The following is a 25,021-nucleotide window of genomic DNA, read 5'->3' on the forward strand; positions in this document are numbered from 1 at the left end:
GTCTGCTCTCCTGCTTCCTGACGTTCCGCCCCATGATAACCGGATGGTCCGCCAAAACAGGTTCCGACGGATCGAGCGGCGCTCTGAATATCGGCAAAGCGTGGTTGAATGAGGCTCATGGGCCTGGACGTACCGGAGATGAAGGAACTGCTGCACCCCACCATGCCGTTGCAATATGGGGACCAGGACGATATAGGGAAAGTCGGCGGGGCCCGGCATCTCTCTTCTGTTCTGCCTGCGGTGAGCTCGGCCATAGGGCATCCCATTGCGACTCCCGTCCATCCTTCGCCGGAGGGGCTCCAGGCGGCGCTCAATCTGCCGGATGCAGACTCTGCCGTGGTGGTGCTGGTGGATGGACTGGGCTTTTGGAACCTGGCCACCCGGGCTGGGCATGTGCCTTATCTGCGCTCGCTTTTGAATGAACCCCTGAACCAGCCCCCCATGACCACCTGCCTGCCCTCGACCACGGTTGCCGCCATGGGCGTCTTCGGCACGGGTACCTGCCCGGGGCTGACCGGAATGACGGGTTACACCCAGCTCAATCCTGAGAACGGTCTGATCAGTCAGATGATTCAGTTCCGGGATGCCCTCGACCCACTCGACCTGCAACGGCAGCCGACGGTATTCGAGCAGCTGGTGGCCCAGGATGTCAGGGTGACCTCCTGCGGTCTTCCCCGATTCCGTGATTCCGCCTTGACCAGGGCGGCACTACGGGGGAGTGTTTACCAATCGGCAAACCACTCCCGTCAGCGTGTTCTGGATACGGCCAAGGCCGCTCGCGAACCAGGTCTGACCTACCTCTACATTCGTGACGTTGACAAGGTTGGGCATCATCACGGCTGGGACACGCCGGAGTGGATCGCGGCCCTGGAGAGCGCCGATGCCCTTCTGGCCCTCCTGCATCGAAGCCTGCCCAAGGGCACCCTGGTCGTGATTGTGGCAGACCACGGCATGGTCGCGGCCGACCCTGCCCAGCGAATCGATATCGCCTGTGAACCGGTGCTGAACGAGGGGGTGGAGCTGGTCGGCGGGGAGCCCAGAGCCGTCATGCTGTATGCCCGGAAAGACGTGGCCCCGGAAGCCATAGCAGAGCGATGGAGGACCAGACTTGGCGACCTGGCCACGGTCATGACCAGAGAGGAGGCCATTGGTGCCGGACTCTTCGGGGAGGTCGATAATCGGGTCAGGCCGATGATCGGTGACCTCCTGGTTTTGGCCCATGACCGCGTGACCCTGGTGGATTCAAGGATTCAAATCGATGCAGCAACGCGCTTGCCGGGTGTGCATGGATCTTCGACGGTTCTGGAGACCCGGATTCCCTGCCTGATCGATCTGGTCTGACACTCCGGGTCTCCAGCCCGCCCGGATCATTGCCCTGGAGGCTGGAGTTCTTCCCAGCCGGAATCAGTCGCCGAAGAGAATCTCATCCCAGCTGGGTACGGCCGAACGTCCCGAGTGCTTGCGCTGACTCACCCTTGCCTGCTGGCTCGGCTGTGCTTCCGGCTCCCTGGATACCTGGTGCATCTGGTTTTGCCGGGGAAGGACCTGGGTCTCTTCCGTCTGCTGTGGTGTGTCGGCTTCGGCGAATTGAGGTGCGACTGGTTCCTGGGTCGGCATAATCCTTGTGGCCGCATCATCATCCATCGGCTCCTGGAGAGGGACGGACGCTGCGGGTTGGCCTAACGAGTGTTTGGTTTCGTCGTCCAGCCCCTGGGGGGTGTTCTCAAGCCGTGGGGTCTCTCGTGGTTTGGCCTTCTCCTTGGAGGGTTTCCCGTAAAGCCAGGCGGTGAGGGCGGAGTGCCGGTCATCGTTGCCGGCCCCGGACTTACTTTCGTGCGTCTCGGTCGGCAGAGGCCCATTGTCGATCGCTTCAGCGGCAGTCATTGGAGTGCTGGTAACGGGGTTATCGACCGGAATCGGGTTCTCGATCGGAGCGGTGTTTTGAATTGGGAGGGCTTGTTCCGTCCCGAAGGAATCCTGCAGAGGCCCCGTCATCTCAGGCTGAGGCTGAATCGGCTCGGTCTCCGGAACCTGTTCGGGGTCTGCCTGCTGTGTTTGCGTCGGTGAGGACATGTTGCCGAGGAGGTCGGTAAGGCTGGACTGGTCAAGCAGGGTCCGTGCGGCATCGTTGAGGCAGGTGACCGTGTTGTCGCGCATGTTCCAGGACCACTGGGCGTTGATGATCAGCTTGTCGAGCTGGATGACCCCGCTTATCATCCAGGGTTCGTACCCCCGGCGTGTGGCCTCCCAGGTCAGGTCCTTCATGCTTGCGTCTGCCTGCCTGAGCACCTTGGCGATCAGGTCCTGATTGGTGTGTCCGGCGGAACCCTTGGGGGCCTGCATGGTCAGGAACTGTTCTATGGCGTATTTCTTCTCTGTTTCGACAGGGGCCGCGAAACGCCGAACGATGGCTTCGTTCACAGCGAATTGCTGGGCCACGTTCGCGGGGCGGGCACCGGCCCTGACCGCGGCCTGAATAGAGGAGACCGGCAGGGGCGTGGATGCCTGAGGACGGGGTGCGCCTTCCTCCTCTTCCTTGACCTGCTTGGCCTCGAGAATGGCATGATCAAGCGCATCATCGACCGGCACGGCAAAGTGCCGATGGTCGCAGACAAAGACCAGCTCGCCCTTCTCACTTACGTGGTCAAAGCGGGCCATCCTGATCCCATTCTCAGACATTCATGCCCCTATCTCTTCGATTGTCATGGTTTATTCCATTGTGCCCTATGGCTTGTATTTTACGTGCTTTTGAAATCGTGTATCCTATGCGCAGTACATGTCGTATACGCTTCATCGGTGAACAGGGCCGGATGAATAATGAAAGGGTAATGATGGCACAGGATTACGATTCCCCCCGTGACAAGGACGAAGATGAGGAATCCCTGCAGGAACTCGGCAAGACCAGCCAGGACGCCGGGGCGGACCTGGATGATGACGAGAACGCCATTGCTGAGGACTACGAACTTCCTGGAGCGGACCTGAGCAACGAGGATTCATCGGTTACGGTCATTCCCATGCAGGGTGATGAGTTCATCTGCTCGAGCTGCTTCCTGGTCAAGCACCGTAGCCAGTTGGCCTACACCACTCCTGACGGGCAGCCTGTCTGCAAGGAGTGCGCCGCCTGATGGCCTGGGATGAGGCGTACAACGAACCTGAAACCATTGAGGTCCTCATCAAGACTGTAGGTGGTCCTGACGGTGAGGGGACGGAGGAGTCCGTCCCCCTGGTCTACGCCTTGGAGGGTGATGCCGGGGCCGATTTGCGAACCCGCGAGGCTGTGGAGCTGGCACCATTCAGTCGCGCTCTGGTGCCGACCGGCATATCCCTGGCCCTCCCGGCCGGATACGTCGGCCTGGTCCATCCGCGTTCGGGCCTTGCCGTCAAGCAGGGTGTCACCGTTCTCAACGCACCGGGGACCATCGATGCCGGATACCGTGGTGAAATCAAGGTTCCGCTGATCAACCTGGACCCCGAGCATACGGTCCGCTTCCAACCGGGTGACAGGATTGCCCAGCTGGTCATCCAGCGCTATGTGCAGGCCCGGTTCGTGCCGGCGACTCGTCTGCCGGGTTCGGTCCGCTCCACGCAGGGATTCGGCTCCACAGGAGTCTGACCCGGGGACTGTAGACACGGTTGGGGCCGGCACGCCTGAAGCGTGTAGGATTGGTGCATTATCGGACATTGGAGGTTTGATGGTCGCTATGGAAGGCAGCGTCTGCGGCAATGACGTGAGCGGCAAGGGGCCGTCTGAGCTGTCTTCCCGCGCCTTGGGGTGCGAGGTGAGCGACAATCCTCTCAATCCGCTGGCCCCCATCAGATGGATATGCCGGGCCCACCATCCCGACGAAGACCTCTCCATGCTCCAGAAGGCCTATGACCGTGCGGTCAGGCAACATGCCGACCAGAGGCGCAAATCGGGGGAGCCATACATCATCCACCCCCTTGCCGTGGCACAGATCCTGGCCGACCTGGGCATGGGGCCGACCGTGGTATCGGCGGGTCTCCTGCACGACACGGTCGAAGACACCGACTACACCCTTGACGAGTGTAGGGAGGAGTTCGGTGATACGGTGGCCGGTCTGGTCGATGGGGTCACCAAGATATCGAAGATGGACTACGGTGATTCGGCCCAGGCCGAGACCATCCGCAAGATGATCGTGGCCATGAGTCGGGATGTTCGGGTCCTGGTGGTCAAGCTGGCCGACAGGGTCCACAACGCCCGTACCTGGCGGTACGTGAAACCCTCATCGGCCCAGCGTAAGGCCCGTGAGACCCTGGATGTTTACGCCCCTCTGGCAAATCGGCTGGGTATGAACGCCATCAAGACCGAGTTGGAGGAGCTCAGCTTCAAGACCCTCTACCCGAAGATCTACGACGAAATCGTGGTCCTCGTTTCCAGGCGGGCGGGGCAGCGTGAGGTCTATCTGCGGCAGATACTGGACGAAATCCATGAGGATCTGGACTCCCAGGGCATCGAAGCACAGGTGACCGGCCGCCCCAAGGATTACTTCAGCATCTACCAGAAGATGATTGTGCGGGGGCATGACTTCGCGAACATCTATGACCTGGTCGGTGTCAGGATCATCGTCGATTCCATCCGAGACTGCTATGCGGCACTGGGCGCGGTCCATGCCCGTTGGTCGCCGGTTCCTGGCCGGTTCAAGGACTACATAGCCATGCCCAAGACCAACATGTACCAGTCCCTCCACACCACGGTGGTTGGCCCCGGGGGCAAGCCGGTCGAGATCCAGATACGGACCTGGGAGATGCATCGCAGGGCCGAGTTCGGCATCGCCGCCCACTGGAAGTACAAGGCGAACGGGACAGCCGGCAGGCAACTCTCCCAACCCGACCAGTCGGATGTCAAGCGCGAAAAGGAAGAAGTCAGTGAGCTGTCACAGGAGGACAACCTCAAGTGGATTCAGCAACTGGCGGACTGGACCAGCGAGACTCCCGATTCGGATGAGTTCCTGGGATCACTCAAGGACGATCTGGGATCTTCGGAGGTATACGTCTTCACCCCCAAGGGGAAGATAATCTCCCTGCCTGCGGATTCGACCCCTGTCGACTTCGCCTATTCGGTCCATACCGAGGTCGGGCACCGGACCATGGGGGCCAGGGTCAACGGGCGCCTGGTACCTCTCGACACCAAGCTCCAGAACGGCGACACGGTCGAGATTCTGACCAGCAAGTCCGATACCAACGGGCCATCCAGGGATTGGCTCAGTTTCGCCAAGAGTCCCAGGGCACGCAGCAAGATTCGTCAGTGGTTCAGCAAGGAACGTCGATCCGAGACCATTGAAGAGGGCAAGGACGACCTGATCAGGGCCATGCGCAAGCGCAATCTGCCTGTCAACACCCTCCTGACTCCGGAGGCCATGGTCGGGGCGGCAGACGAGCTGAACTTCCCGAACGAGGAAGCCGTCTATGCCGCCATCGGTGACGGGCAGATATCCACGCAAAACGTCATTTCGCGACTGGTCCAGGATGCCGGCAGGTCCAACCTGGAAGAGGAGGTGGAGCAGGAGGCCATCCCCCTGGGCCAGGTGACCAAGACCACTCACACGGAGTCCTCCCAAGGCATTTCCGTCAAGGGCGTAGACGATGTCTGGGTGAAGCTGGCCCGTTGCTGCACCCCGGTACCGGGGGACAGGATTGTCGGATTCATCACCAAGAACCAGGGCGTTTCTGTTCACCGGGCCGACTGTCAGAATCTTCTGGACCTGAAGAGCAAGCAACCCGAACGTATCATCGAGGTGGCCTGGACCAGCAAACAGGGAACCTTCATGGTCCAGATTCAGGTCGAGGCCCTTGATCGGCCGCATCTGCTCTCAGACATCACACAGGTCCTCTCGGACCATGGCGTCAACATCCTGTCCGGCAGCCAGTCAACCGGTCGCGACCGGGTGGCCATCAGTCAGTTTGTATTCGAGATGGGCGACCCGCAGCATCTCAATACCCTCCTGGCAGCCGTCCGCAGGATTGACGGGGTCTTTGACGCATACCGTCTGACGGGCGCCAAGGATTCGGGTACCCCGCATATGCGCAGTTTTTAGAACAGGACATAAGTGAAGGGGGTCCGCACCTTACCGGTGCGGACCCCCTTCTAGGTTTGCCCTGAATCACGGGCGAGGAGAGCCGATTACTTGACTGCGCTCAGCCACTGTTCCTTGGTGGCCTTCTCGGTCTCCAATTGACGCTTCTTATCCGGGTCGGTCTCGGCGGCGATCTGCTGGTTGAGCTCTTCCAGCTGGGCCCTGAGCTGCCCCTCGAAACTGGATACGCGTGCATCGGTTTCGGGGTCGGACTGGTTCCAAGCGGCATCTTCCACGGACTTGATCTCCCTGTCCACCGCATCCATCCGGCCCTCGATGCGTCGGACGTCATCGCGGGGGACATATCCGATCTGGTCCCATTCCTCCTGGATGGAGGCCAGGGCCTGGCGGGCCTGCTTGGCGGCCTTGACATCCTTGACGGGCAGCAGGGCCTCCGCCTTGGTCAGAAGGGCTTCCTTTTTGGCCAGGTTGTCCTTTTCGTCGACGGAGGTCTTGTCGCGGTCGGCCTGCCTGGCGTTGAAGAAGACGTCGGCGGCCTGTCGGAAGCGAGCCCAGAGCTGGTCGTCATCCTGACGGCCTGCACGCCCAGCCTGCTTCCATCGGTCCATGAGCTCATTGAACTCATGGGAGGTGGCGCCCCAATCGGTCGAATCCTTGATCTTATCGGCCTGGGCGATGATCTCTTCCTTGATGCGCTTGGCGTCGGAACGCTGGGCATCACGCTGCTGGGCCCACTTACGGCGTGCCTGATTGAATGTGGTCCGGGCTGAGGAGAAACGCTTCCAGAGGACATCCGCTTCGGCCTTATCGATGCGGATGGCGGTGCGCTGGTGGTTTTGCCACTGCTCGAAGAGGGAGCGGAACTTGTCGGCCGTGGAACGCCAGTTGGTCGATTCATCCAGGGAATTGGCCAGTTCCTCGGCCTTCTGAACGATGACTGTGCGCTCTTCGATGGCCTTGGCCATGGCGGCCTTTCGGGCCTCGGCCAGTTCCTCCTTCTTCGCCTGGCCCTGCTTGGTCAGGTCGTCAAGACGGGACCGGAGGGAGGCGATGTCGCCGACGACCTCAGGCTCCTTGATTTCCTCACCCAGGCTCTTGACCGACTCGTCAATCTCGTGAGGCTTGATCTTGGTGGTCTTGAGCCGGGCTGCGAAGAGGTCAAGCTTCTCCCTGATGTCCAGGAAGCGGCGAGCATAGAGGTTCAGCGCCTCATCCTTGGTGGCGTTCGGGAACTGGCCTACCTGGCGTTCTGTTTCACCCTCTTTGACGAACACATTGCCTTCGTCGTCCACCCGGCCGAAACTCTCGGCCTCTTTGATGTCCTTATCGGAGTATGTGGGTGTGCCGGGAGCGGGGGCCACCTGCGGGGTCTTCTTCGCAAAAGCAGCCGGTGTGGGGGCAGGACCTTCGGGTTTGCCCGGAGCGGGTACGGGCTTTCCGGCGGAGGCGGGTGCGGCTTCCGCAACAGGGGAAACCGGTGCTGCCGGTGCTTCGGGTGTTACCTCAGGCTCGGAGGGTGTCGGAGCTTCGGCTGTGGCAGTGGGCTCGGTGCCGACCTGGGGGGTGACGGCGGTTGCGTTGCCGCCCACCGCATTGTCTGTGCGCTGCTCCCCCTCGGGCATCTGGGTGTTCTCGGGTGTGGTGGCAGTCTCATCGGCCATGGCCAGCTCCTTTAAGCTTGTGTGTTGGAGAGATCGCAGAATACGACGGTGCGTTTTCCTTGATTTCTTCTATTATAGGTTCTTATGGCAAAAGGCGCATCATTATCAGGATTTCCGGAATGGCTGCCCTCCCAGCGGGTGGTTGAGCAGCGGGTCATCGATACTCTCCGCAGGGTTTTTGAGCTCAACGGGTATATAGGCATAGAGACCAGGGCCGTGGAGCAGGGCGCCAGTCTGCTCAAAAAGGGTGAGACCAGCAAGGAGATCTATCTCCTTTCCAGGCTTCAGGATCTGGGCCAGGAAAAGGACGTGCCGGTCGAGAACCGCCTCGGACTCCATTTTGATCTGACCGTGCCCCTGAGTCGGTACGTGGTCGAGAACAGCGGGCAGCTGGTCTTCCCCTTCAAGCGTTGGCAGATTCAGAAGGTCTGGAGGGGGGAGAGGCCCCAGGAAGGCCGGTTCCGCGAGTTTGTCCAGGCGGATGTGGATGTGGTGGGCAATGGTGATCTTCCCGACCACTACGAGGTAGAGGTGCCGCTTGTCATGCTCAGCGCCTTGGAGGAGCTTCGCGCGTTCGGCCTGCCCAAACCCACGGTCCATGCCAACAACCGTAAGCTGTCCGAAGGGTTCTATCGGGGCATTGGGCTGACCGACATCGAGGGTGTGCTTCGCGAGATCGACAAGCTGGACAAGGTCGGGGCGGACGAGGTTGCCGACCTCCTGGTATCCGAGTGCGGTGCCGACCGGGAACAGGCCCGCGCCTGCCTGGATCTGGCCGAGTTGACCGCCCGGAACGGCGACCAGCTGCGCGAGCGGTTCGAGGACCTGGCCGACAGGGTAGGCATCGATAAGGGATCGGACTCCTATGCGTTGGCCATGGAGGGACTGGGAACCCTGGCCATGATCATTGACGAGGCCGATAGGATCAGACCCGGCGCGGTCATCGCGGATCTGAAGATCGCCCGCGGCCTGGACTACTACACCGGGTCCGTATATGAGACCTTCCTTGAGGGGGCCGAGTCCCTTGGTTCCGTTTGCTCCGGCGGTCGCTACGACAACCTTGCCTCCCAGGGCAAGAAGACCTATCCGGGTGTGGGCCTGTCCATCGGGCTCTCCCGACTCCTGTCGTACCTGCTGGCCCATGGGGCCCAGGCCTCGCGCGTCTCCCCGGCATCGGTCATGGTGGCCGTCTGGAACGAGGATGACCGCCCCGCCAGCAACCACATCGCCCAGGACCTCCGGGCCAGGGGAATAGCGGCGGATGTGGCACCGACAGCCGCCAAGATAGGCAAGCAGATCCGGTACGCCGACCATCTGGGTATCCCCTATGTCTGGTTCCCGGCCCAGGAAGACGGGGAAGAGGGCGACCAGGTCAAGAACATCATCACAGGAGATCAGGAACCTGCTGATTTGCTGTCTTGGACGCCGGATAGCGTATATGCCCGGCAGACAGTGGAATTCAAGGCCTGACACAGGGACAGGCGAGCACAATGGAGGAACGAGGAAGCATGGGCCGTTCGGCTTACAGAACCAGCTACGCCACGGAGGTCACCGAGGCCAGGATCGGAGAAGAGGTTACGGTCGCCGGTTGGGTGGATCGTCGTCGAGATCATGGCGGTGTGGCCTTCATCGATCTGAGGGACCGCTCAGGTCTGGTCCAGGTCGTCATCTACGACGAAGAGGTCGCCCGTCCCCTTCGGAGCGAGTTCGTCGTCCAGGTCAGGGGAATGGTGCGGGCCAGGCCCGAGGGCAACGACAACGACCATCTCACCACCGGTCATGTCGAGATCGTGGCCGATGCCATCACGGTGCTTTCCAAGTCCGATGCCCTGCCCTTCCAGGTCTCCACGGCCCTGGAGAACGAGTCCGAGAACAAGCTTCCCGGTGAGGATGTCCGCCTCAGGTACCGCTATCTGGACCTGCGCAGGCCCTCCATGCAGCAGGCGATTCGACTCAGGGCCAAGATGAACAAGGCCGCCCGTGCCGCCTTGGATGATATGGACTTCTGCGAAATCGAGACACCCACCCTGATCAAGTCCACTCCTGAGGGTGCCCGTGACTTCCTGGTGCCGGCCCGCCTGTCTCCCGGTTCCTGGTATGCCCTGCCGCAGTCCCCCCAGCTCCTGAAGCAGTTGCTGATGGTCGGCGGGTTCGAGCGGTACTACCAGATAGCCCGTTGCTACCGTGACGAGGACTTCCGAGCCGATCGCCAGCCTGAGTTCACCCAGCTTGATATCGAGATGAGCTTCGCCTCGCAAGAGGATGTCATGGCCATGGCCGAGCAGGTCATCGCGTCCGTCTGGAAGGCAGCAGGCTTTGAGGTCAAGCTCCCCATCCAGCGCATCTCCTGGCATGATGCCATGGATAAGTATGGCTCCGACAAGCCTGACCTGCGTTTTGGCAACCAGATTGTCGAGTTGACCGATTACTTCAAGGACACCCCCTTCCGGGTGTTCCAGGCCCCTTACGTTGGTGCCGTGGTCTACAAGGGCGCCGCCGACCTGCCCCGCCGTCAATTCGACGCATGGCAGGAGTGGGCCCGACAGCGTGGGGCCAAGGGCCTGGCATACGTCCAGTTCTCCGAAGACGGTGTTCTCAAGGGGCCTGTGGCCAAGAACCTGTCGGACCAGGAGCGTGAAGGGCTCAAGGAGGCCGTCCATGCCGAGAATGGGGATGCCGTCTTCTTTGCCGCCGGTCAGCGTGAGGTGTCCCAGACCCTCCTGGGTGCCGCCAGGGTCGAGATAGCCCGTCGTCAGGGGCTGTTGAAGCCTGATGAGTTCGCCCTTGCCTGGGTTGTCGACTTCCCGCTCTTCAAGCCAACGGATGACCCGGAGGACGACGATGTGGCAGTGGGGCACTCCAAGTGGACCTCCATGCACCATCCCTTCACCATGCCTTCGGCAGACTGGATTGACGGGTTCGACCAGGATCCCGAGCATGCCATGAGTGATTCCTACGACATCGTCTGCAACGGCGAGGAGATAGGCGGCGGTTCCGTCCGTATCCACCGTGATGACATCCAGGACAGGGTCCTGAACGTGCTGGGCATCGACAAGGAAGAGGCCCAGGAGAAGTTCGGATTCCTGCTTGAGGCCTTCAAGTATGGTGCACCGCCCCACGCGGGCATCGCCTTCGGGTGGGATCGGGCTGCGCAGATTCTGTCCGGGGCCGATTCAATCCGCGATGTCATCGCATTCCCCAAGTCCGGTGGCGGACAGGATCCGATGACCGGTGCCCCGGCTCCCATCTCCGATGACCAGCGTGCCGAGACCGGCGTCGATTACGACCCTGATGCAGAGGACGAGACCGACTGACGGTCGATTTCGTGCAGGGGAGGGGCCATCTGTTTCGGCCCCTCCCCATTGCTTTTCAGGGTGCTGGGTTATCCTTCCCGCTGATTCCCATGTTTCATTCGCATCACCTCCTGAAATACACGGTCCTGCTCAATATGCGAGACTGGTTTTCCCGTTTCCCTTTTTGCTATTCAGCGGTTTTCCAAGGATTATCCGATTCGGCACCATCAACGCCTATCTGGAACCGACCTCGTTTCTTGCCTCCTAACAAACCTTGACTACACTGCCGTTTATGAGTGAAACCGAGACAAGAACAGCGCCTACCGCGGAAAGCCATGCCGGTAATGGCGTCTCAGCAGCCATGACAGCCACCAAGCCTTTGGTGGAACTGTCCCACGTTGAAAAGCACTTCGGGTCCCTGCATGTCCTCAAGGACATCAACCTGAAGGTCAACACCGGGGAGGTCCTGGTGGTGGTCGGTCCGTCCGGTTCCGGCAAGTCGACCATGTGCCGGACCATCAACAGGCTGGAGTCCATCGATTCCGGTGTCATCAGGATAGACGGCGAACCCCTGCCGCAGGAAGGTAGGGACCTGGCCAATCTGAGGGCCGAGGTGGGTATGGTCTTCCAGTCCTTCAACCTGTTCGCCAACAAGACCATCCTGGAGAACATGACCCTGGCGCCGATCAAGGTGCGCCATATGGAGAGGAAGGACGCCGAGGACCTGGCTATGGATCTCCTGGCCAGGGTCGGAGTGGAATCCCAGGCATCCAAGATGCCCTCCCAGCTGTCCGGCGGTCAGCAACAGCGGGTGGCCATTGCGCGTGCCCTGGCCATGAAGCCCAAGATCATGCTCTTTGATGAGCCCACCTCGGCCCTTGATCCTGAAATGGTGAACGAGGTGCTTGATGTTATGACCCAGCTGGCCCAGGAGGGGATGACCATGATCTGCGTCACCCACGAAATGGGATTCGCCCGCAGGGCAGCCAATCGAATCGTCTTCATGGCCGATGGTCGCATCCTCGAAGAGGACACCCCCGATGGCTTCTTCGACCACCCCAAGACCAAGCGCGCCCAGGACTTCCTCTCCAAGATACTCACCCACTGAGTCGAGTGAAGGCAAGACTTGAACAGTCATAGAAAGAACATGGAATGAAAGACAACATGCAAGGGATGGTGGTCCATGCCAGGCGGTTCTTACGCAACCTGACAGCGGCCCTGTGCGCCATGGCTTGTCTCTTCTCCCTGGCGGCCTGCGGGTCGGACAAGGGGGCCGGCAAGATTCGCATCGGAATCAAATTCGACCAGCCTGGAATGGGATTCAAGAAGTCCGGAACCTACGTGGGTTTCGACGTTGATGTGGCGACATACATAGCCAACAAGCTGGGGTATTCGGAAGACGACATCGTCTGGAAGGAGGCCCCTTCCAAGCAACGTGAGGCCATGCTTCAGAACGGTGACGTGGACATGATTCTGGCCACATACTCCATCACCGATGAACGAAAGAAGGCGGTCAGTTTTGCCGGGCCGTACATTGTGGCCGGGCAGGACCTCATGGTCAGGACGGATGACCACCAGATCAACGGGCCGGAGGACCTGAACGGCAAGCGCCTCTGCTCGGTGACCGGCTCTACGTCGGCCGTCACCGTCAAGCAGAAGTTCGCCAGCGAGGTCCAGCTCATGGAGCAGCCCGGATACGCCGAGTGCGCCACCGCGCTGTTTTCGGGGATTGTCGATGCCGTTACCACGGACGATATCATCCTGGCGGGCCTGGCCTCAGCCTCCCGCGGGCGGCTCAGACTGGTCGGCAAGCCCTTCACCGAGGAGCGTTACGGGGTGGGCATCAAGAAAGGCGACAAGGAACTGGCAAAGAAGATCAACGCCGCTCTGGTGGATATGGAGGCCAACGGCTCCTGGCAGCGCGCCCTCGACAACAACACCAGGGGCACCCGTTACAAGCCCAATCCCCAGTTCAATCCGCCCAAGCCTCAGGAAGGGGAGTGATCATGGGTTCCGTGCTTCAGCTATTCTCCGAGTACAACATACCGGGCGCCTTCTGGGTCAATATCCAGTTGACGCTTTGGGCTGCCCTCTTCTCGCTCATTCTGGGTGTGCTCCTGGTGGTCATGCGCATCTCGCCGATCTCCTCAATGAGGATCTTCAGCAAGGCCTATGTGGAGTTCTTCCAGAACATGCCCCTGACCATCATCATGGTCTTCATGGTCCTGGGTGCCTTTGCCCAGCTCAAGTTGAGTTTCTCGGACGTCTTTTCCGTGAACTTCTTCTGGCTGGCCGTGGTCGGACTGTCCTTCTACACAGCAGCCTTCGTCTGCGAGTCCCTGCGGTCCGGCATCAACACGGTTCCCCTGGGTCAGGCGGAAGCAGCCAGAGCCCTTGGTCTGAGCTTCGTGCAGTCGGCCTCTGAGATCATCCTGCCCCAGGCCTTCCGAGGATCGGTTGCGCCTCTGGGGAACACCTTCATCGCCCTCCTGAAGAACTCCACGGTGGCTGCAGCCGCGTCGGTGGCTTCGGAGAGCTCCTCCCTGATGAGCGAGATGATTGAGTACCATGCCAATTCCATCGTGGCGATCTTCCTGATATTCGCCATGGGATACGTTGTTCTGATTCTGCCCATCGGGGCCCTGACCACCTTCCTGTCCAACAAGCTAGCCGTGAGGAGGTGAACGGGATGGCACAGACAAACGAGAGTTCACTCCTCTTTGACCAGCCCGGTCCCAAGGGGCGTCGCGTCATTCGTATCGCCAATTTCGTCGCGGCGTTGGTTTTCGCGCTGATCATTGTCCTGATTCTGATGCGTCTGCACAATCCCCCGGGCGGGGAGAACCAGCTCAGTTGGGATCTATGGAAGCCGGCACTTGATTATGAGGCCTGGACGGACTTCTACCTGCCGGGCCTATGGCTGACACTCAAGGCCGCGGTCCTGGCAGTGATAGGCTCAGTCCTCTTCGGTTTCATCTTCGGCATAGGACGCCTCCTTCCCAGCGTCATCGTTCGAACGGTTTCCGGTTTCATCGTCGAGTTCTGCAGGGCCGTCCCCGTTCTGATGCTGATGATTTTCTTCTGGCGGTGGTTCGCCTTCTCCGGCATCGGCGAAGCCTCCTACTGGGCCGTTGTTCTGGGATTGATCCTCTACAACGGTTCTGTTGTGGCCGAGTTGATACGTTCCGGGGTGGGCAACCTGCCCAACGGACAGCGTGAAGCCTCCCTGGCCCTCGGTCTGACCAGGACCCAGTCCCTGATGCAGATAGAGGTGCCCCAGTCGGTCTACGCCATGCTCCCTGCGGCCGTGACCCAGCTGGTCGTGGTTCTTAAGGATACGGCCCTCGGTTCAATCATCATGTATACGGATCTGCTCCAGGAGTCTCGGCGGTTGGGGTCCATGTACTTCAACATTCTCCAGACCCTGGTGGTTGCGGCCGTGGTCTACTTCTTCGTCTGCTTCCTCCTCTCGCATTTCGCGCGCTGGCTGCCCAGGAAGATGCAGGAACGGACGGCGGCCCCATCTGATTTTGTGGAGCCGGTGGCGCCCCTGGCCATCATGGATCCCTCGAATGTGAACCAGATCGCCGTGGCCAAGGAGGTCGACGAGGACAAGTACGGTGGCGCTCCCAGGCAGTACCATGAGCATCATCGGGGGTCCAACGCCTCCATCAAGCACTGGAAGAAGACCCGGTACATCCAGGGATACGACCGTACCCAGCCGGATACCCTGGTCGAGCCCAGGAGCATGGAGATATCCGATTTCCTCAAGCCACCTATCCCGTATAAGGACAAGAGGAACAAGGGGAAGAAGAAGGGGCGCGGTTCCAATGGCGCCTCCGATTCGTCCAGCAGGAAATCCTGAACCTGATTCCTGTCAGTGAGCCTCCGCCCCTGCCTGATCGATGTTGGCAGGCGGGGGCTTTTCCATGAGTCCGGCACCCTATGTGATTGCCGATGGATAGACTGGGAGTCATGTCTTTGTCAGAACATGTGCAACCCACCTCATCCACACCGGGGGAGACCTCGTCCAAGGAGCAAACCGGGGACCCTCTTCTCCTCGGCGACATGGTGCCGGAGTGGGGAGAGCCGCGCAATCTGACGGATGATGACATCTATGAGCGCTTCTTCCAATGGGTCGAATCCCGAGGCATCACCCCCTGGCCCCATCAGGAGGAGGCCGTCCTCTCTTTGGTGTCTGGGAATCATGTCATTCTTGCCACTCCGACAGGTTCAGGGAAATCGATGGTGGCTCTCGCCATGCACTACATCGCCCTCTGCACCGGGAGGCGGTCATACTACACGGCGCCCATCAAGGCTCTGGTCTCTGAAAAGTTCTTCGATCTGGTCAAGGTTCTGGGTCGTGACCGGGTGGGGATGATTACCGGTGACACCCATATCAATACGGATGCGCCGGTGATATGCTGCACGGCGGAGATTCTTGCCAACCAGGCCCTGCGCGAGGGGCGTCATGCCGATATCGGCTGTGTGGCCATGGATGAATTCCACTACTATGGTGACCCCGACAGGGGTTGGGCGTGGCAGGTGCCGCTCCTGACCCTCCCCGACACCCAGTTCCTGCTTATGTCAGCCACCCTGGGTGATGTCAGCCAAATCGCCGATGACCTGGAACGGAAGACAGGATCGGATGTGGACATCGTTTCGGATGCCCCACGACCTGTACCGCTGTCATACAGATACGTTGATACACCCCTGCCGACAACGGTCGAATCCTTGCTGGAGAATCAGGACACTCCGGTCTACATCGTCCACTTTTCCCAGGATGCTGCCTTGGAGACCGCCCAGGCCCTGTCCAGTTCAGGGGTGTCGGACCGAAGGCAGCGTGATCGGGTCAAGGAGGCCATGGCCGGAACACGGTTCACGACGGCCTTCGGCAAGATACTGCAGCGGCTTCTCCGCACTGGCGTGGGAATCCACCATGCTGGCATGCTTCCCCGCTACCGCCGACTGGTTGAGCAGCTGGCCCAGGAGGGATTGCTCCCCGTCATCTGCGGTACGGACACCTTGGGAGTCGGCATCAATGTACCTATCCATACGGTCCTGCTGACAGGATTGACGAAGTTCGACGGGGCCAGGATGCGCAGGCTCCGGGCCAGGGAATTCCACCAGATAGCCGGGCGCGCGGGTCGGATGGGCTTCGATACCCAGGGCCTGGTCGTGGCCGAGGCGCCAGAGTACGAAATCGAAAACGCCAAGGCTGTGGCCAAGGCAGGCAATGATCCCAAGAAGCTGAAACGAATCAAAAAGAAGAAGCCTCAGGAGGGTTTCGTCACTTGGGGCGAGGGCACCTTCGACAAGCTGATCCACGCCAGCCCCGAAACCCTGACACCACACCTGAAAATCACCCATGCCATGGTCCTGAACGAGGTGGCTCAGGGTGGTGATGCCCGCGCCAGGGTGGAAGACCTCATCGAGGACTCCCGTCAAACGCCCCAGCAGAAGGAGAACCTCCAGGAGAGAGCCGACGAGATATTCCAGACCCTGACCGACACGGAGGTCATCGAAACGGAGCGGAACCCTGATGGTGGCCTTGACTACTACACCACCGTCGATCTGCCTGAGGACTTCGCTCTGGATCAGCCTCTTTCGCCATTTCTTCTGGCCGCCCTGGAACTGCTGGATCCCGATGATCCCTCGTACGATATGGATCTCATTTCCATGGTTGAGGCCACCTTGGAGGATCCCAGGCAGATACTCAAGGCCCAGCAGCGACAGGCCAGGGATGTGGCAATTCAGGAGATGAAAGAGGAGGGGCTTGAATATGAGGATCGGATGGAACGGCTCCAGGAGGTGACCTACCCCATGCCGATGGGGGATATGCTGGCAGAGGCCTTTGACCGCTATCGCAGGGACGTGCCTTGGGCCAACGACTATGAGATTCACCCCAAGTCCGTCCTGCGCGACATGGTTGAGACGGCCTCGGACTTCAACGGGTACATATCTCGCTATGGCATATCCCGGTCGGAGGGGACCCTCCTGCGCTACCTTTCTGATGCCTACAGGGCCTTGGACAGGACGGTTCCCGAAGAGTACTTGGACGAGCGCCTGGAGGATATCGTCTCCTGGCTTGGGCTGATTGTCCGATCGGTCGATTCCAGCCTGGTCGATGAGTGGGAGGCCGCAGGACGTACGGACTCTGACCAGGGGAGCGGTCTGGACGCAGCCCCGCCCAGCCAGGACGACCAGGTGGTCGGGGACCGGCGAGGGCTGACGGTTCTGGTCCGTAACGCCATGTTCCAGCGGGTGGAACTGGTCGCCAACGACAGACCCGAGCGTCTGGCCGAGTTGGACTCCGACTGGGGTTACGGCTTGCGGGCTTGGCAGGACAAGCTGGATGACCTCTATGAGGCCCATGATGAGATACGGACGGATGCCCAGGCCCGGTCCACCGACTACTTCAGCATTGACGAGCAGGGGGAATCCAGGAATCACACCTGGAAGGTCCGCCAGATCTTCGATGACGTGGAGGGAGACCACGACTGGGGGATTGCCGGCATCGTAGACCTGGATGCCACCCAGGAAAGCGGTCAGGTGGTATTCGGCGGCTATAGGGTCGGGCCCATCGAAGAACTCATGGCCCTCTGACCCGGACGGTTCAAGTGGCATCCCTGCATGGAGTGAACCGGTGTTCGGGCCGTCACATGTGCAGGCCCTCCTACTGGAAAACCAGGGAGGCCCCTGCTTCGGTTTCTGCAACCCGAAGCAGGGGCCTCCCTGTCCATGTGTCCGGTCTGGTGTTCGTCAGGGCTTGGCACGGTTCTCGGACGAACGCCAGAGGCTGTGAATGAGGTGTTTTGTCATCAGAGCACTTTGGAGAGGAAGGACTGAAGCCTGGGGCTCTGGGGGTTCCCGAAAATCTGTTCGGGCGTTCCCTCCTCCTCGATCACTCCTGCGTCAGTGAAGATGACCCGGGATGAGACCTCCCTGGCGAATCCCATCTCATGGGTGACCAGGAGCATGGTCATGCCGCCCTCGGCCAGGGATCTGATGACTTCCAGCACGTCGCCCACCATTTCAGGGTCCAGTGCTGATGTGGCTTCATCGAAGAGCATGACGGCAGGATTCATGGCCAGGGCACGAGCGATGGCGACGCGCTGCTGCTGCCCGCCCGAAAGGTCGGTGGGGCGCGTATCGGCCTTCTCCTTGAGTCCCACAATCTCCAGGAGGTCCAGCGCCTGCTGGTAGGCGTCCTCCTTGGGGGTCTTGTGAATCATGCGAGGTGCCAGCATGATGTTCTCCGCCACGCTCATGTTGGGGAAGAGGTTGAAATGTTGGAAGACCATGCCCACATGCTCGCGGACCTTGTCGATGTTGGTCTTGGGGTCGGATAGATCCATGCCGTAGACGGTGACCGATCCGGAGCTGGGCATTTCCAGGGCGTTGACGCACCTCAGAAGGGTGGACTTGCCGGCACCGGAGGGGCCGATGATCGAAATGACCTCGCCCGACTTCACCTCCATGTCGATTCCCTTGAGCACCTCGGTATTCCCGTAGCGCTTGTGAAGGTCCTTGATTCTGACGGCTACTCCGGTATTTCCCTGCTTGTCGCTCTGCTGGGTCTGACGGATTCGCCGGGTCAGCCGGCTGGTGTCCATGTCGGAATCCTCAAGCCCGCCAATGGCCTGGTTCAGTGCCTGATTCATCGGTTCATCCTCCTATCAAGGATATTGGCCAGCCATGTCAACAGGGTTATGGCCACGAAGTAGATGATGCCCACCATGAAGAGGGTCTCGGTAACGCGGAAGTTGGCCGCGTATATCTGCTGGGCCTGGTAGAGCAGCTCGCCGAACCCGATGGCCAGGAGGAGCGAGGAGTCCTTCAGCATGATCACCAGCTGGTTGATGATGGACGGGGTGGCGATGCGAACAGCCTGGGGAAGGATGACCCTGCGAAGGGCCATGCGCCGGGTGAGACCCAGGGACCGAGCCCCCTCCATTTGTCCGGTATCGACCGACTGGATGGCTCCTCGGACGATTTCCACCAGGTAGGCACCGGAATTCAGGGCAAGGGTCAGGGCACCGGCAAGCCAGATGCTGATTTTATGGCCAATCAGCTGGGGAACACCCAGGTAGAAGAAGAAGGCCCAGACCAGGACGGGCGTACCCCGGAAAATCGCCACATAGATCCGTGCTATCCAGGAGAGGATCTTGTTGGGGCTGATTCGCCACAGGCCCAGAACAACGCCGATCAGGAGGGCGATGACGAAGGCCATGGCCGTAATCAGCAGGGTGTTTTTCAGGCCGAGCATCAGGGAGGGGAAGGACTGGCGGACCAGGCCGAAGAAGCTGAGTTTAGGTGCTGCGGCTTTCTTTCCGGAGCCGCTCTGACCCAGGTACTGCTTGAGGAGCTTGTCATAGCTGCCGTCGGTCTTCATCTTGGCCAGACCCTCATTGAAGGCGGCCACGAAGTCCTGGTTCTCACCCTTGTTGACGGCCACTCCGTATGAACCGCCCGGTACCTTTTCGGTAACGGTCTTGAGCCCGTTGCCCTGGGTTATGCCATAGGCCAGGACGGGGTAATCATCCACGACGGCCTGGGCGTTGCCCGACTTGACCATTTCGTACATGGTGGAAGACTGATCGACTGCCTTGATCGAGTAGCCGTACTTGTCTGCATTACGCTTGGCGAAGGCTTCGCCCTCGCTGCCGGTCTTGACAGCGACAACCGCGCCCTTGAGGTCCTTGTATCCCTTGATCTCGTCGTTGCTCTTGGCAATGGCCATCTGTACGCCAGAATCGAAGTAGGGGTCCGTGAAATCATAGACCTGCTTGCGTTCCTCGGTAATGGTCATGCCGGCGATGACGGCGTCAGCCTGCTTGGAGGTCAGGGCTTGGAGGGCGGCATTGAAGCCCAGGGACTGGATTTCAACCTTGAACCCCTCCCGTTCGGCAATCTGCCGGATCAGGTCCATGTCGATACCGACCAGTTCGCCTGTGGTGTCGCGGAACTCGAAGGGGGCGAACGTGGTGTCCGTGGCGATTCTGAAGGTCTTCCCCTCGACCGCCTGAGAGACGGTGGACGCCTCTGCCGTCTCCCCGGTCGTCACCAGGGTTCCTGTCAGGGTGGCGGCACCCAACAGCAGCGACAGGAGGATCGCAACCCACCTGGGCAGGTTCAGGCTCCTGCCTTGATTATTCCTCAGAGGCATCACGTGCATCCCTTCCTGACTGTACTGTGCCCCACAGGGGGCATGGATATGAAACGTGCGTTTCAAGACGTGCTGTACCGAATGGTACGCCCGGTAGGGGTGTCCGGGCTTGGCACGAGCTACATCAAGGCATATCTGTTCTGTTCACGCCTGTGAAGTAGAGCAATACTCTACTCGTCGATGGTTACGAACCGTTTAATTCGCGTATGGCGATACGATTTGCCATCGCTGCGGTCGGTCTCAGGCGCGCCTTGCCTGCCTGAGGTACCACCTATGCTGGAAGTAGCATCAGAGCAAACGAATCAGGTAAGCGTATGAGAGAGGTGCACCATGGTTGATGATCTGTTTCAGGCGGCAGATCCTCCGCAGGATCACACCCTGCCCCTGGCTGTACGGATGCGTCCGACCAGACTTGACCAGGTGCTGGGCCAGGACAAGGTCATCGCCCCCGGCACACCTCTGGAACGTCTGGCCCGGGCTGATCCGGCCAATAAGCTGACTGCACCCAGCTCAATCATTCTCTTCGGTCCTCCCGGGGTCGGCAAGACCACCCTGGCATACATCGTGGCTGGTCAGTCCGGCAGGCATTTCGAAGAACTCTCCGCTGTCACATCCGGAGTCAGGGAGGTTCGTGACGTCATTGCCCGGGCCCACGAGCGACTCGTCACCAGTGGCCAGGAGACGGTCCTCTTCATCGATGAGGTCCATCGATTCTCCAAGTCCCAGCAGGATGCCTTGCTGCCGAGTGTTGAGAACCGGGATGTGACCCTGATTGCCGCCACGACAGAGAATCCCAGTTTTTCCGTCATTGCGCCCCTGCTGTCACGTTCCGTGGTTGTCAAGTTGGAGGCCCTTGATGTGGAGGATGTCAAAACCCTGATCGAGCGAGCCCTGAAGGATGAGCGAGGACTCAAGAACCAGGTTCGCATGGATCCTGCGGCCCTGGATCAGATTGTCCGCTTCGCCGGGGGAGACGCCCGTCGATCGCTGACCATTCTGGAGGCGGCGGCCGGGGCTGTGACTCAGGACGGCCCCAGGGCGAAGGGGGCGAGGCGCCCCATTATCACCGCCGACGTGGTCTCCTCGGTGATGGATGTGGCCACGGTCCGGTACGACAAAAAGGGTGATGACCATTACGACGTGGCTTCGGCCTTCATCAAGTCCATGCGAGGGTCTGATGTGGATGCCTCCCTGCACTATCTGGCCAGGATGCTGAGGGCGGGGGAGGATCCCCGTTTCATTGCCCGGCGGATTATGATCGCCTCGGCCGAGGAGGTCGGTATGGCCTCTCCCGAGGTGCTTCAGGTAACGGTGGCGGCGGCCCAGGCCGTAGCCATGGTGGGGATGCCCGAGGCCCGGCTGATTTTGGCTGAGGCGGTCGTTGCGGTCGCGACGGCCCCGAAATCAAACGCCACCTATATGGCCATCAACGATGCGCTTGCCGATGTTGATGCCGGCAGGACCGGTCCGGTTCCCCTGCACTTGCGCAATGCACCCACCAAACTGATGAAGCAGTTGGGCAACCACGAGGGTTACCAGTACGCCCATGATGCTCCGGGTGCCGTGGCGCCACAGCAGTATATGCCGGACGATCTGGTAGGTCGTCGTTATTACCAGCCCAAGGACCGCGGGTATGAACACCAGCTTGGGCCTCGGCTGGAGGCCATCAGGAGGATACTGGATCAGGCTGATGGCTCACAGAGCGGGTCCGGTGACAGATAAGTCGTGATGGATTTGCCTGCGAATCGAGGATGGGTGATCGCTGCCTAGGCAACCTGTTCTTCCTGGTTGCTTTCTCTGGCTGGGAGAACGGCATCGATGCCGGGTGAGAGTCCTTGTATCAGGTGACCTCTGCGGCAGATAAGGGGCAAGACTGTGCCCGGACACAAAGAAGGAGCACAGCCTTTTCCGTGGTTCGGTGGCCCTCACGCATCGGCCGTGAGGAGTCGGTTGTAAACGCAACGCAACTCCTTATAGAAGCCCTCGGGATCGATCTGAGGATTCTCATCGAAGAGCTCTGCCCACCAACCGTTGATTGCCTTGATCCTGTCCTGGGCGATATCGGAGCCTTTTCCGGTCAAGGTGATGACATATTCACCCTACGGTCGGAGGGGTTCTGTTCACGGCTCACCAGGCCCTGCTCAATCAAGGCCTTCAGGTCACGAGCCAGAAGGCTGGGGTCGACGCAGAGATCACGGGCGATCTGCCGCTGACTCAGTCCCGGGTGGTCATAGAGGTGTATGATCAGGTCGTTTTGCGTGCCCCTGATTCCGTTGCTCTTGATGTACCTGTTGATGTTGTTTCTTGAGTGCCGGTAAATGCCGGCAATGCAGCCACTGAGGTTGTGGTATTGCTTCTTCCTGAGCATGGTTCAGTTGCCTTTCCCTAACCGATACGAACATGCCCCCCCCCCCTCATGGGTATCATGCTGCCTTTCGTCTACTGCCGATGTTCCGACATGGCCAACCCCCCTGTTTTCCATGGCAAAACCGACAGAATAGCGACAATAGTACATACCGTGGAGTCTCGATGACAATAATCAAGTGATTGGCAAGTAATCTGACGAGCCCTACCGGAGATGTCAGGACTCGATTACCGGTGGACGTGCGGATTGCCAGGTCTGGGTTCAAGGGGAAAGATACCCTCGCTCCTGTCATTACTGCACGCTAGGGTTCACTTCGTTCTGAGCCCTGGTCAGGAAGGTTGGTATGCGGGTACTGGATTTCGATGGCACCATCTATGACGGTGAGAGCCTGCTCGACTTCTACTTCTTCACCCTGCGCCGGTACGGCAGCATGGTGAGGTTCGCCCCTGCCGCCTTGTACTACGCCATCAGGTACCGGCTCGGCAGGGTAACCCTGGAAGAGCTCGACAGGGCCATGCGCCGCATAGGCGGCAGGTATCTACAGCAGCTCACGTCCCGTCCCGATTTTGATATGGATCGATTGGTCAGCGAATTCTGGGACAGGAACATGAGCAAAATCATGGATTGGTACCGACCCCGTCAGGATGATGTCATCCTGACGGCTAGTTTCGATGTGGTGGCGGGAGAGGCGTGCCGCCGTCTGGGAGTGGGCCGATGCATCGGTTCGACACTCGATATGGAGACCCTGGAGGTCGGGTATCTCAACTTCGGTCCGGGCAAACCAGTTCATTTCATGGAAGCGGTCGGGGACGATGCACGGATTGACTCCTTCTACACTGACAGCGACTTCGATGCCCCGATGGTGCAGCTGGCCAGGAAGGCATACCTGGTTGAGAGGGGATGCGTGCACCGCATCAAGTGACCCTTCGGAACAAGGAATCAGCCTTCGAATGGGTAGACCAGACCCCATTGCTGGCGAATCGAGTCCATCAGCTCCATGATGCGCAGGGTATCGTGGTGGGGCATCTCCGGGCACTCGGTCCGTCCGTCCAGGATGGCCTCGGCGGCGCTGGCCACCTCGTATTCGTATCCTGTCAGCTGATCTGGGATTGGATAACTGCGGATCTTTTCGTGCGTATTGTCGTAGAGGTCCAAGGATTCCACGTTGTTGATGTTCCCACACATGAGGTAGCCCTCGCTTCCCCATATGGAGCCGAAGCGGTCACTGTTCGAAACCATGGAACTGGTTGCCACCCCCATGGACCCGTCCTGGTAGAGCAGGGTCGTTGAATTCTGGCTGTCGACCCCTTCGGGGCTGCGTACCCAGTCTGTGGTGATTCGCTCGATGGGCCTGGGCCCCATGATCATGTCGATGAAGTTGAGCGGGTAGACGCCTACATCGAGTAGGGCGCCGCCGGCAAGAGCAGGGTCGGTCATGCGGGCTTTTCCTGTGGTCACATAGCCCAGATTGCCGGTGACCGTCTGCACGGTGCCCAGATCGCCGGATGACACGATGCGGTCGATGATGGATCGTGAAGGCATGTAACGGGTCCAGATGGCTTCGGTGCAGAGGAGTCCTGTCTTCTGCGAGGTCTCGATCACCTGCCTGGCCTGCTTGGCGTTGGCTGTGAACGACTTCTCAACCAGGACGTTCTTGCCGGCCTCCATGCAGGCTACGGCCTGTTCCGCGTGCAGATTATGGGGGGTGGCGATGTAGACCAGGTCGACTTCGGGGTCCTCCAGGAGTTCCTGGTACGAACCGTATGGGTGCTCGAAGCCATACTGGGCTGCGAAGGCTCCGGCGCGCTCGCGGTCTCGGGAGGCCACGGCGTAGGGGGCCACAAGTCGGTTGTAGCGCTCATCCTTGGTCATCATGACCAGTGTCCTGGCCAGGGAGTGGGCTATGCGGCCGGCCCCCAGAATAGCCACGTTGACGCGCATTCCCTTTTGCCGGGCTTCCTGCCGCCTGCCGTTCAATCTGCTCATCTTTACTCCTTTGTTTGGATTGGTGCTTTTATCGACTCGTCTTGGCAATCGGGGTCGATGATGGCCTGATACAGTTCGTCCAGGGTCTTATCGCGGTGGGTGGCGTCCAACTGGCATTCCCATACCGTGAAGACCCTCCATCCCATGGCACGCAGTTTGCTGCCCTGTTCCTGGTCCCGCTGACGGTTCCTTGTCAGCTTGGTGGTCCAGAATTCCACGTTCGATTTCGGGATGGAGAATTTGGCGCAGCCCTCATGCATATGCCAGAAACAGCCGTTGACGAAGACCATGGCCCGCCACTTGGGCAGGACCACATCGGGGTGGCCCGGGTACCTTTTGTCGTTCTTGCGGAAGCGGAGTCCGCGGGCGAAGAGGTAGGACCGGACCAACCGTTCAATGGAGGTCTCCTTGCCCCTGATGCGGGACATGGTGTAGCTGCGGGTACCGGGTTTGTACTTGCTTGGAGCCACCTTCGAAGGCATACCCGGGAC

21 protein-coding genes are annotated in these 25,021 nt (G+C 60.0%); 13 read left to right on the plus strand and 8 right to left on the minus strand.

Annotation, left to right across the window (positions count from 1 at the left end; translation table 11 throughout):
* The first annotated feature begins 117 nt into the window (after positions 1-117).
* Positions 118-1,341: an alkaline phosphatase family protein gene (locus BINDI_RS02600; RefSeq protein ID WP_033489925.1), complete on the plus strand. Its 1,224-nt coding sequence runs from the start codon at positions 118-120 to the stop codon at positions 1,339-1,341.
* Between the two features lie 63 nt (positions 1,342-1,404).
* Here the strand turns inward: BINDI_RS02600 and sepH are convergent, their stop codons facing one another.
* Positions 1,405-2,679 (minus strand): septation protein SepH, encoded by a 1,275-nt coding sequence (gene sepH, locus BINDI_RS07120; protein ID WP_052108689.1) that lies wholly within the window; start codon positions 2,677-2,679, stop codon positions 1,405-1,407.
* Positions 2,680-2,831: 152 nt separating this feature from the next.
* Between sepH and BINDI_RS02610 the strand changes: the two genes are divergently transcribed.
* The 3 genes from BINDI_RS02610 to BINDI_RS02620 all read left to right on the plus strand — a co-directional run bounded on the left by BINDI_RS02610 (position 2,832) and on the right by BINDI_RS02620 (position 6,056).
* Positions 2,832-3,125: a DUF4193 domain-containing protein gene (locus BINDI_RS02610; protein WP_033490817.1), complete on the plus strand. Its 294-nt coding sequence runs from the start codon at positions 2,832-2,834 to the stop codon at positions 3,123-3,125.
* Complete coding sequence (gene dut / locus BINDI_RS02615; protein WP_033489927.1) at positions 3,125-3,613, plus strand: dUTP diphosphatase; 489 nt, start codon at positions 3,125-3,127, stop codon at positions 3,611-3,613. The genes BINDI_RS02610 and dut overlap by 1 nt, the downstream gene beginning before the upstream one ends.
* Positions 3,614-3,701: 88 nt before the next feature.
* A complete protein-coding gene (locus BINDI_RS02620) occupies positions 3,702-6,056 on the plus strand; it encodes a RelA/SpoT family protein (protein ID WP_052108897.1) in 2,355 nt (784 codons plus the stop codon).
* 86 nt (positions 6,057-6,142) lie between these two features.
* On the opposite strand, the gene BINDI_RS02625 is transcribed toward BINDI_RS02620, so the two are convergent.
* Entirely contained in the window at positions 6,143-7,678 is a 1,536-nt protein-coding gene (locus BINDI_RS02625; RefSeq protein ID WP_437123907.1) for a DUF349 domain-containing protein, read from the minus strand.
* Between the two features lie 123 nt (positions 7,679-7,801).
* Between BINDI_RS02625 and hisS the strand changes: the two genes are divergently transcribed.
* From hisS to BINDI_RS02660, 7 genes are all read left to right on the plus strand, one after another.
* The gene (hisS, locus tag BINDI_RS02630; protein ID WP_033489931.1) at positions 7,802-9,187 is read left to right on the plus strand and encodes a histidine--tRNA ligase; all 1,386 of its coding nucleotides are present in this window, start codon (positions 7,802-7,804) and stop codon (positions 9,185-9,187) included.
* Between the two features lie 38 nt (positions 9,188-9,225).
* Complete coding sequence (gene aspS, locus BINDI_RS02635; protein WP_033489933.1) at positions 9,226-11,031, plus strand: aspartate--tRNA ligase; 1,806 nt, start codon at positions 9,226-9,228, stop codon at positions 11,029-11,031.
* Positions 11,032-11,371: 340 nt separating this feature from the next.
* Positions 11,372-12,118, plus strand: coding sequence for an amino acid ABC transporter ATP-binding protein (locus tag BINDI_RS02640; protein ID WP_033489936.1), 747 nt, complete (start codon positions 11,372-11,374; stop codon positions 12,116-12,118).
* Between the two features lie 44 nt (positions 12,119-12,162).
* Entirely contained in the window at positions 12,163-13,014 is an 852-nt protein-coding gene (locus tag BINDI_RS02645) for a glutamate ABC transporter substrate-binding protein (protein WP_437123904.1), read from the plus strand.
* Between the two features lie 2 nt (positions 13,015-13,016).
* Positions 13,017-13,694: an amino acid ABC transporter permease gene (locus BINDI_RS02650; protein ID WP_033490820.1), complete on the plus strand. Its 678-nt coding sequence runs from the start codon at positions 13,017-13,019 to the stop codon at positions 13,692-13,694.
* A 5-nt stretch (positions 13,695-13,699) separates the two neighbouring features.
* Positions 13,700-14,875 carry an amino acid ABC transporter permease gene (locus BINDI_RS02655; protein ID WP_033489938.1) on the plus strand — a complete coding sequence of 392 codons (1,176 nt, stop codon included), beginning with the start codon at positions 13,700-13,702 and terminating at the stop codon, positions 14,873-14,875.
* Between the two features lie 203 nt (positions 14,876-15,078).
* On the plus strand, positions 15,079-17,616 hold the full coding sequence (locus BINDI_RS02660; RefSeq protein ID WP_052108691.1) for a DEAD/DEAH box helicase: 2,538 nt from the start codon (positions 15,079-15,081) through the stop codon (positions 17,614-17,616).
* 215 nt (positions 17,617-17,831) lie between these two features.
* Here the strand turns inward: BINDI_RS02660 and BINDI_RS02665 are convergent, their stop codons facing one another.
* Together BINDI_RS02665 and BINDI_RS02670 are read right to left on the minus strand one after the other, a co-directional pair.
* Positions 17,832-18,626, minus strand: coding sequence for an amino acid ABC transporter ATP-binding protein (locus BINDI_RS02665; protein WP_081830864.1), 795 nt, complete (start codon positions 18,624-18,626; stop codon positions 17,832-17,834).
* Positions 18,627-18,670: 44 nt separating this feature from the next.
* Positions 18,671-20,179, minus strand: a complete 1,509-nt coding sequence (locus BINDI_RS02670) for an amino acid ABC transporter substrate-binding protein/permease (protein ID WP_052108902.1) — start codon at positions 20,177-20,179, stop codon at positions 18,671-18,673.
* Between the two features lie 330 nt (positions 20,180-20,509).
* Between BINDI_RS02670 and BINDI_RS02675 the strand changes: the two genes are divergently transcribed.
* A complete protein-coding gene (locus BINDI_RS02675; RefSeq protein ID WP_033489941.1) occupies positions 20,510-21,901 on the plus strand; it encodes a replication-associated recombination protein A in 1,392 nt (463 codons plus the stop codon).
* 203 nt (positions 21,902-22,104) lie between these two features.
* On the opposite strand, the gene BINDI_RS07490 is transcribed toward BINDI_RS02675, so the two are convergent.
* Together BINDI_RS07490 and BINDI_RS07125 are read right to left on the minus strand one after the other, a co-directional pair.
* Complete coding sequence (locus BINDI_RS07490; protein ID WP_158332587.1) at positions 22,105-22,260, minus strand: hypothetical protein; 156 nt, start codon at positions 22,258-22,260, stop codon at positions 22,105-22,107.
* Positions 22,257-22,547 (minus strand): MarR family winged helix-turn-helix transcriptional regulator, encoded by a 291-nt coding sequence (locus BINDI_RS07125; protein ID WP_052357149.1) that lies wholly within the window; start codon positions 22,545-22,547, stop codon positions 22,257-22,259. The genes BINDI_RS07490 and BINDI_RS07125 overlap by 4 nt, the downstream gene beginning before the upstream one ends.
* Positions 22,548-22,887: 340 nt before the next feature.
* On the opposite strand from BINDI_RS07125, the gene BINDI_RS02685 reads away from it, so the two are divergent.
* Positions 22,888-23,466 carry a haloacid dehalogenase-like hydrolase gene (locus BINDI_RS02685; protein WP_033489943.1) on the plus strand — a complete coding sequence of 193 codons (579 nt, stop codon included), beginning with the start codon at positions 22,888-22,890 and terminating at the stop codon, positions 23,464-23,466.
* A gap of 17 nt (positions 23,467-23,483) precedes the next feature.
* On the opposite strand, the gene BINDI_RS02690 is transcribed toward BINDI_RS02685, so the two are convergent.
* A complete protein-coding gene (locus tag BINDI_RS02690) occupies positions 23,484-24,530 on the minus strand; it encodes a Gfo/Idh/MocA family protein (RefSeq protein ID WP_033489945.1) in 1,047 nt (348 codons plus the stop codon).
* A gap of 2 nt (positions 24,531-24,532) precedes the next feature.
* On the minus strand, positions 24,533-25,012 hold the full coding sequence (locus BINDI_RS02695; protein ID WP_052108695.1) for a very short patch repair endonuclease: 480 nt from the start codon (positions 25,010-25,012) through the stop codon (positions 24,533-24,535).
* Positions 25,013-25,021 lie beyond the last annotated feature (9 nt).

The organism is Bifidobacterium [indicum] DSM 20214 = LMG 11587, assembly GCF_000706765.1.
Lineage (GTDB): Bacteria > Actinomycetota > Actinomycetes > Actinomycetales > Bifidobacteriaceae > Bombiscardovia > Bombiscardovia coryneformis.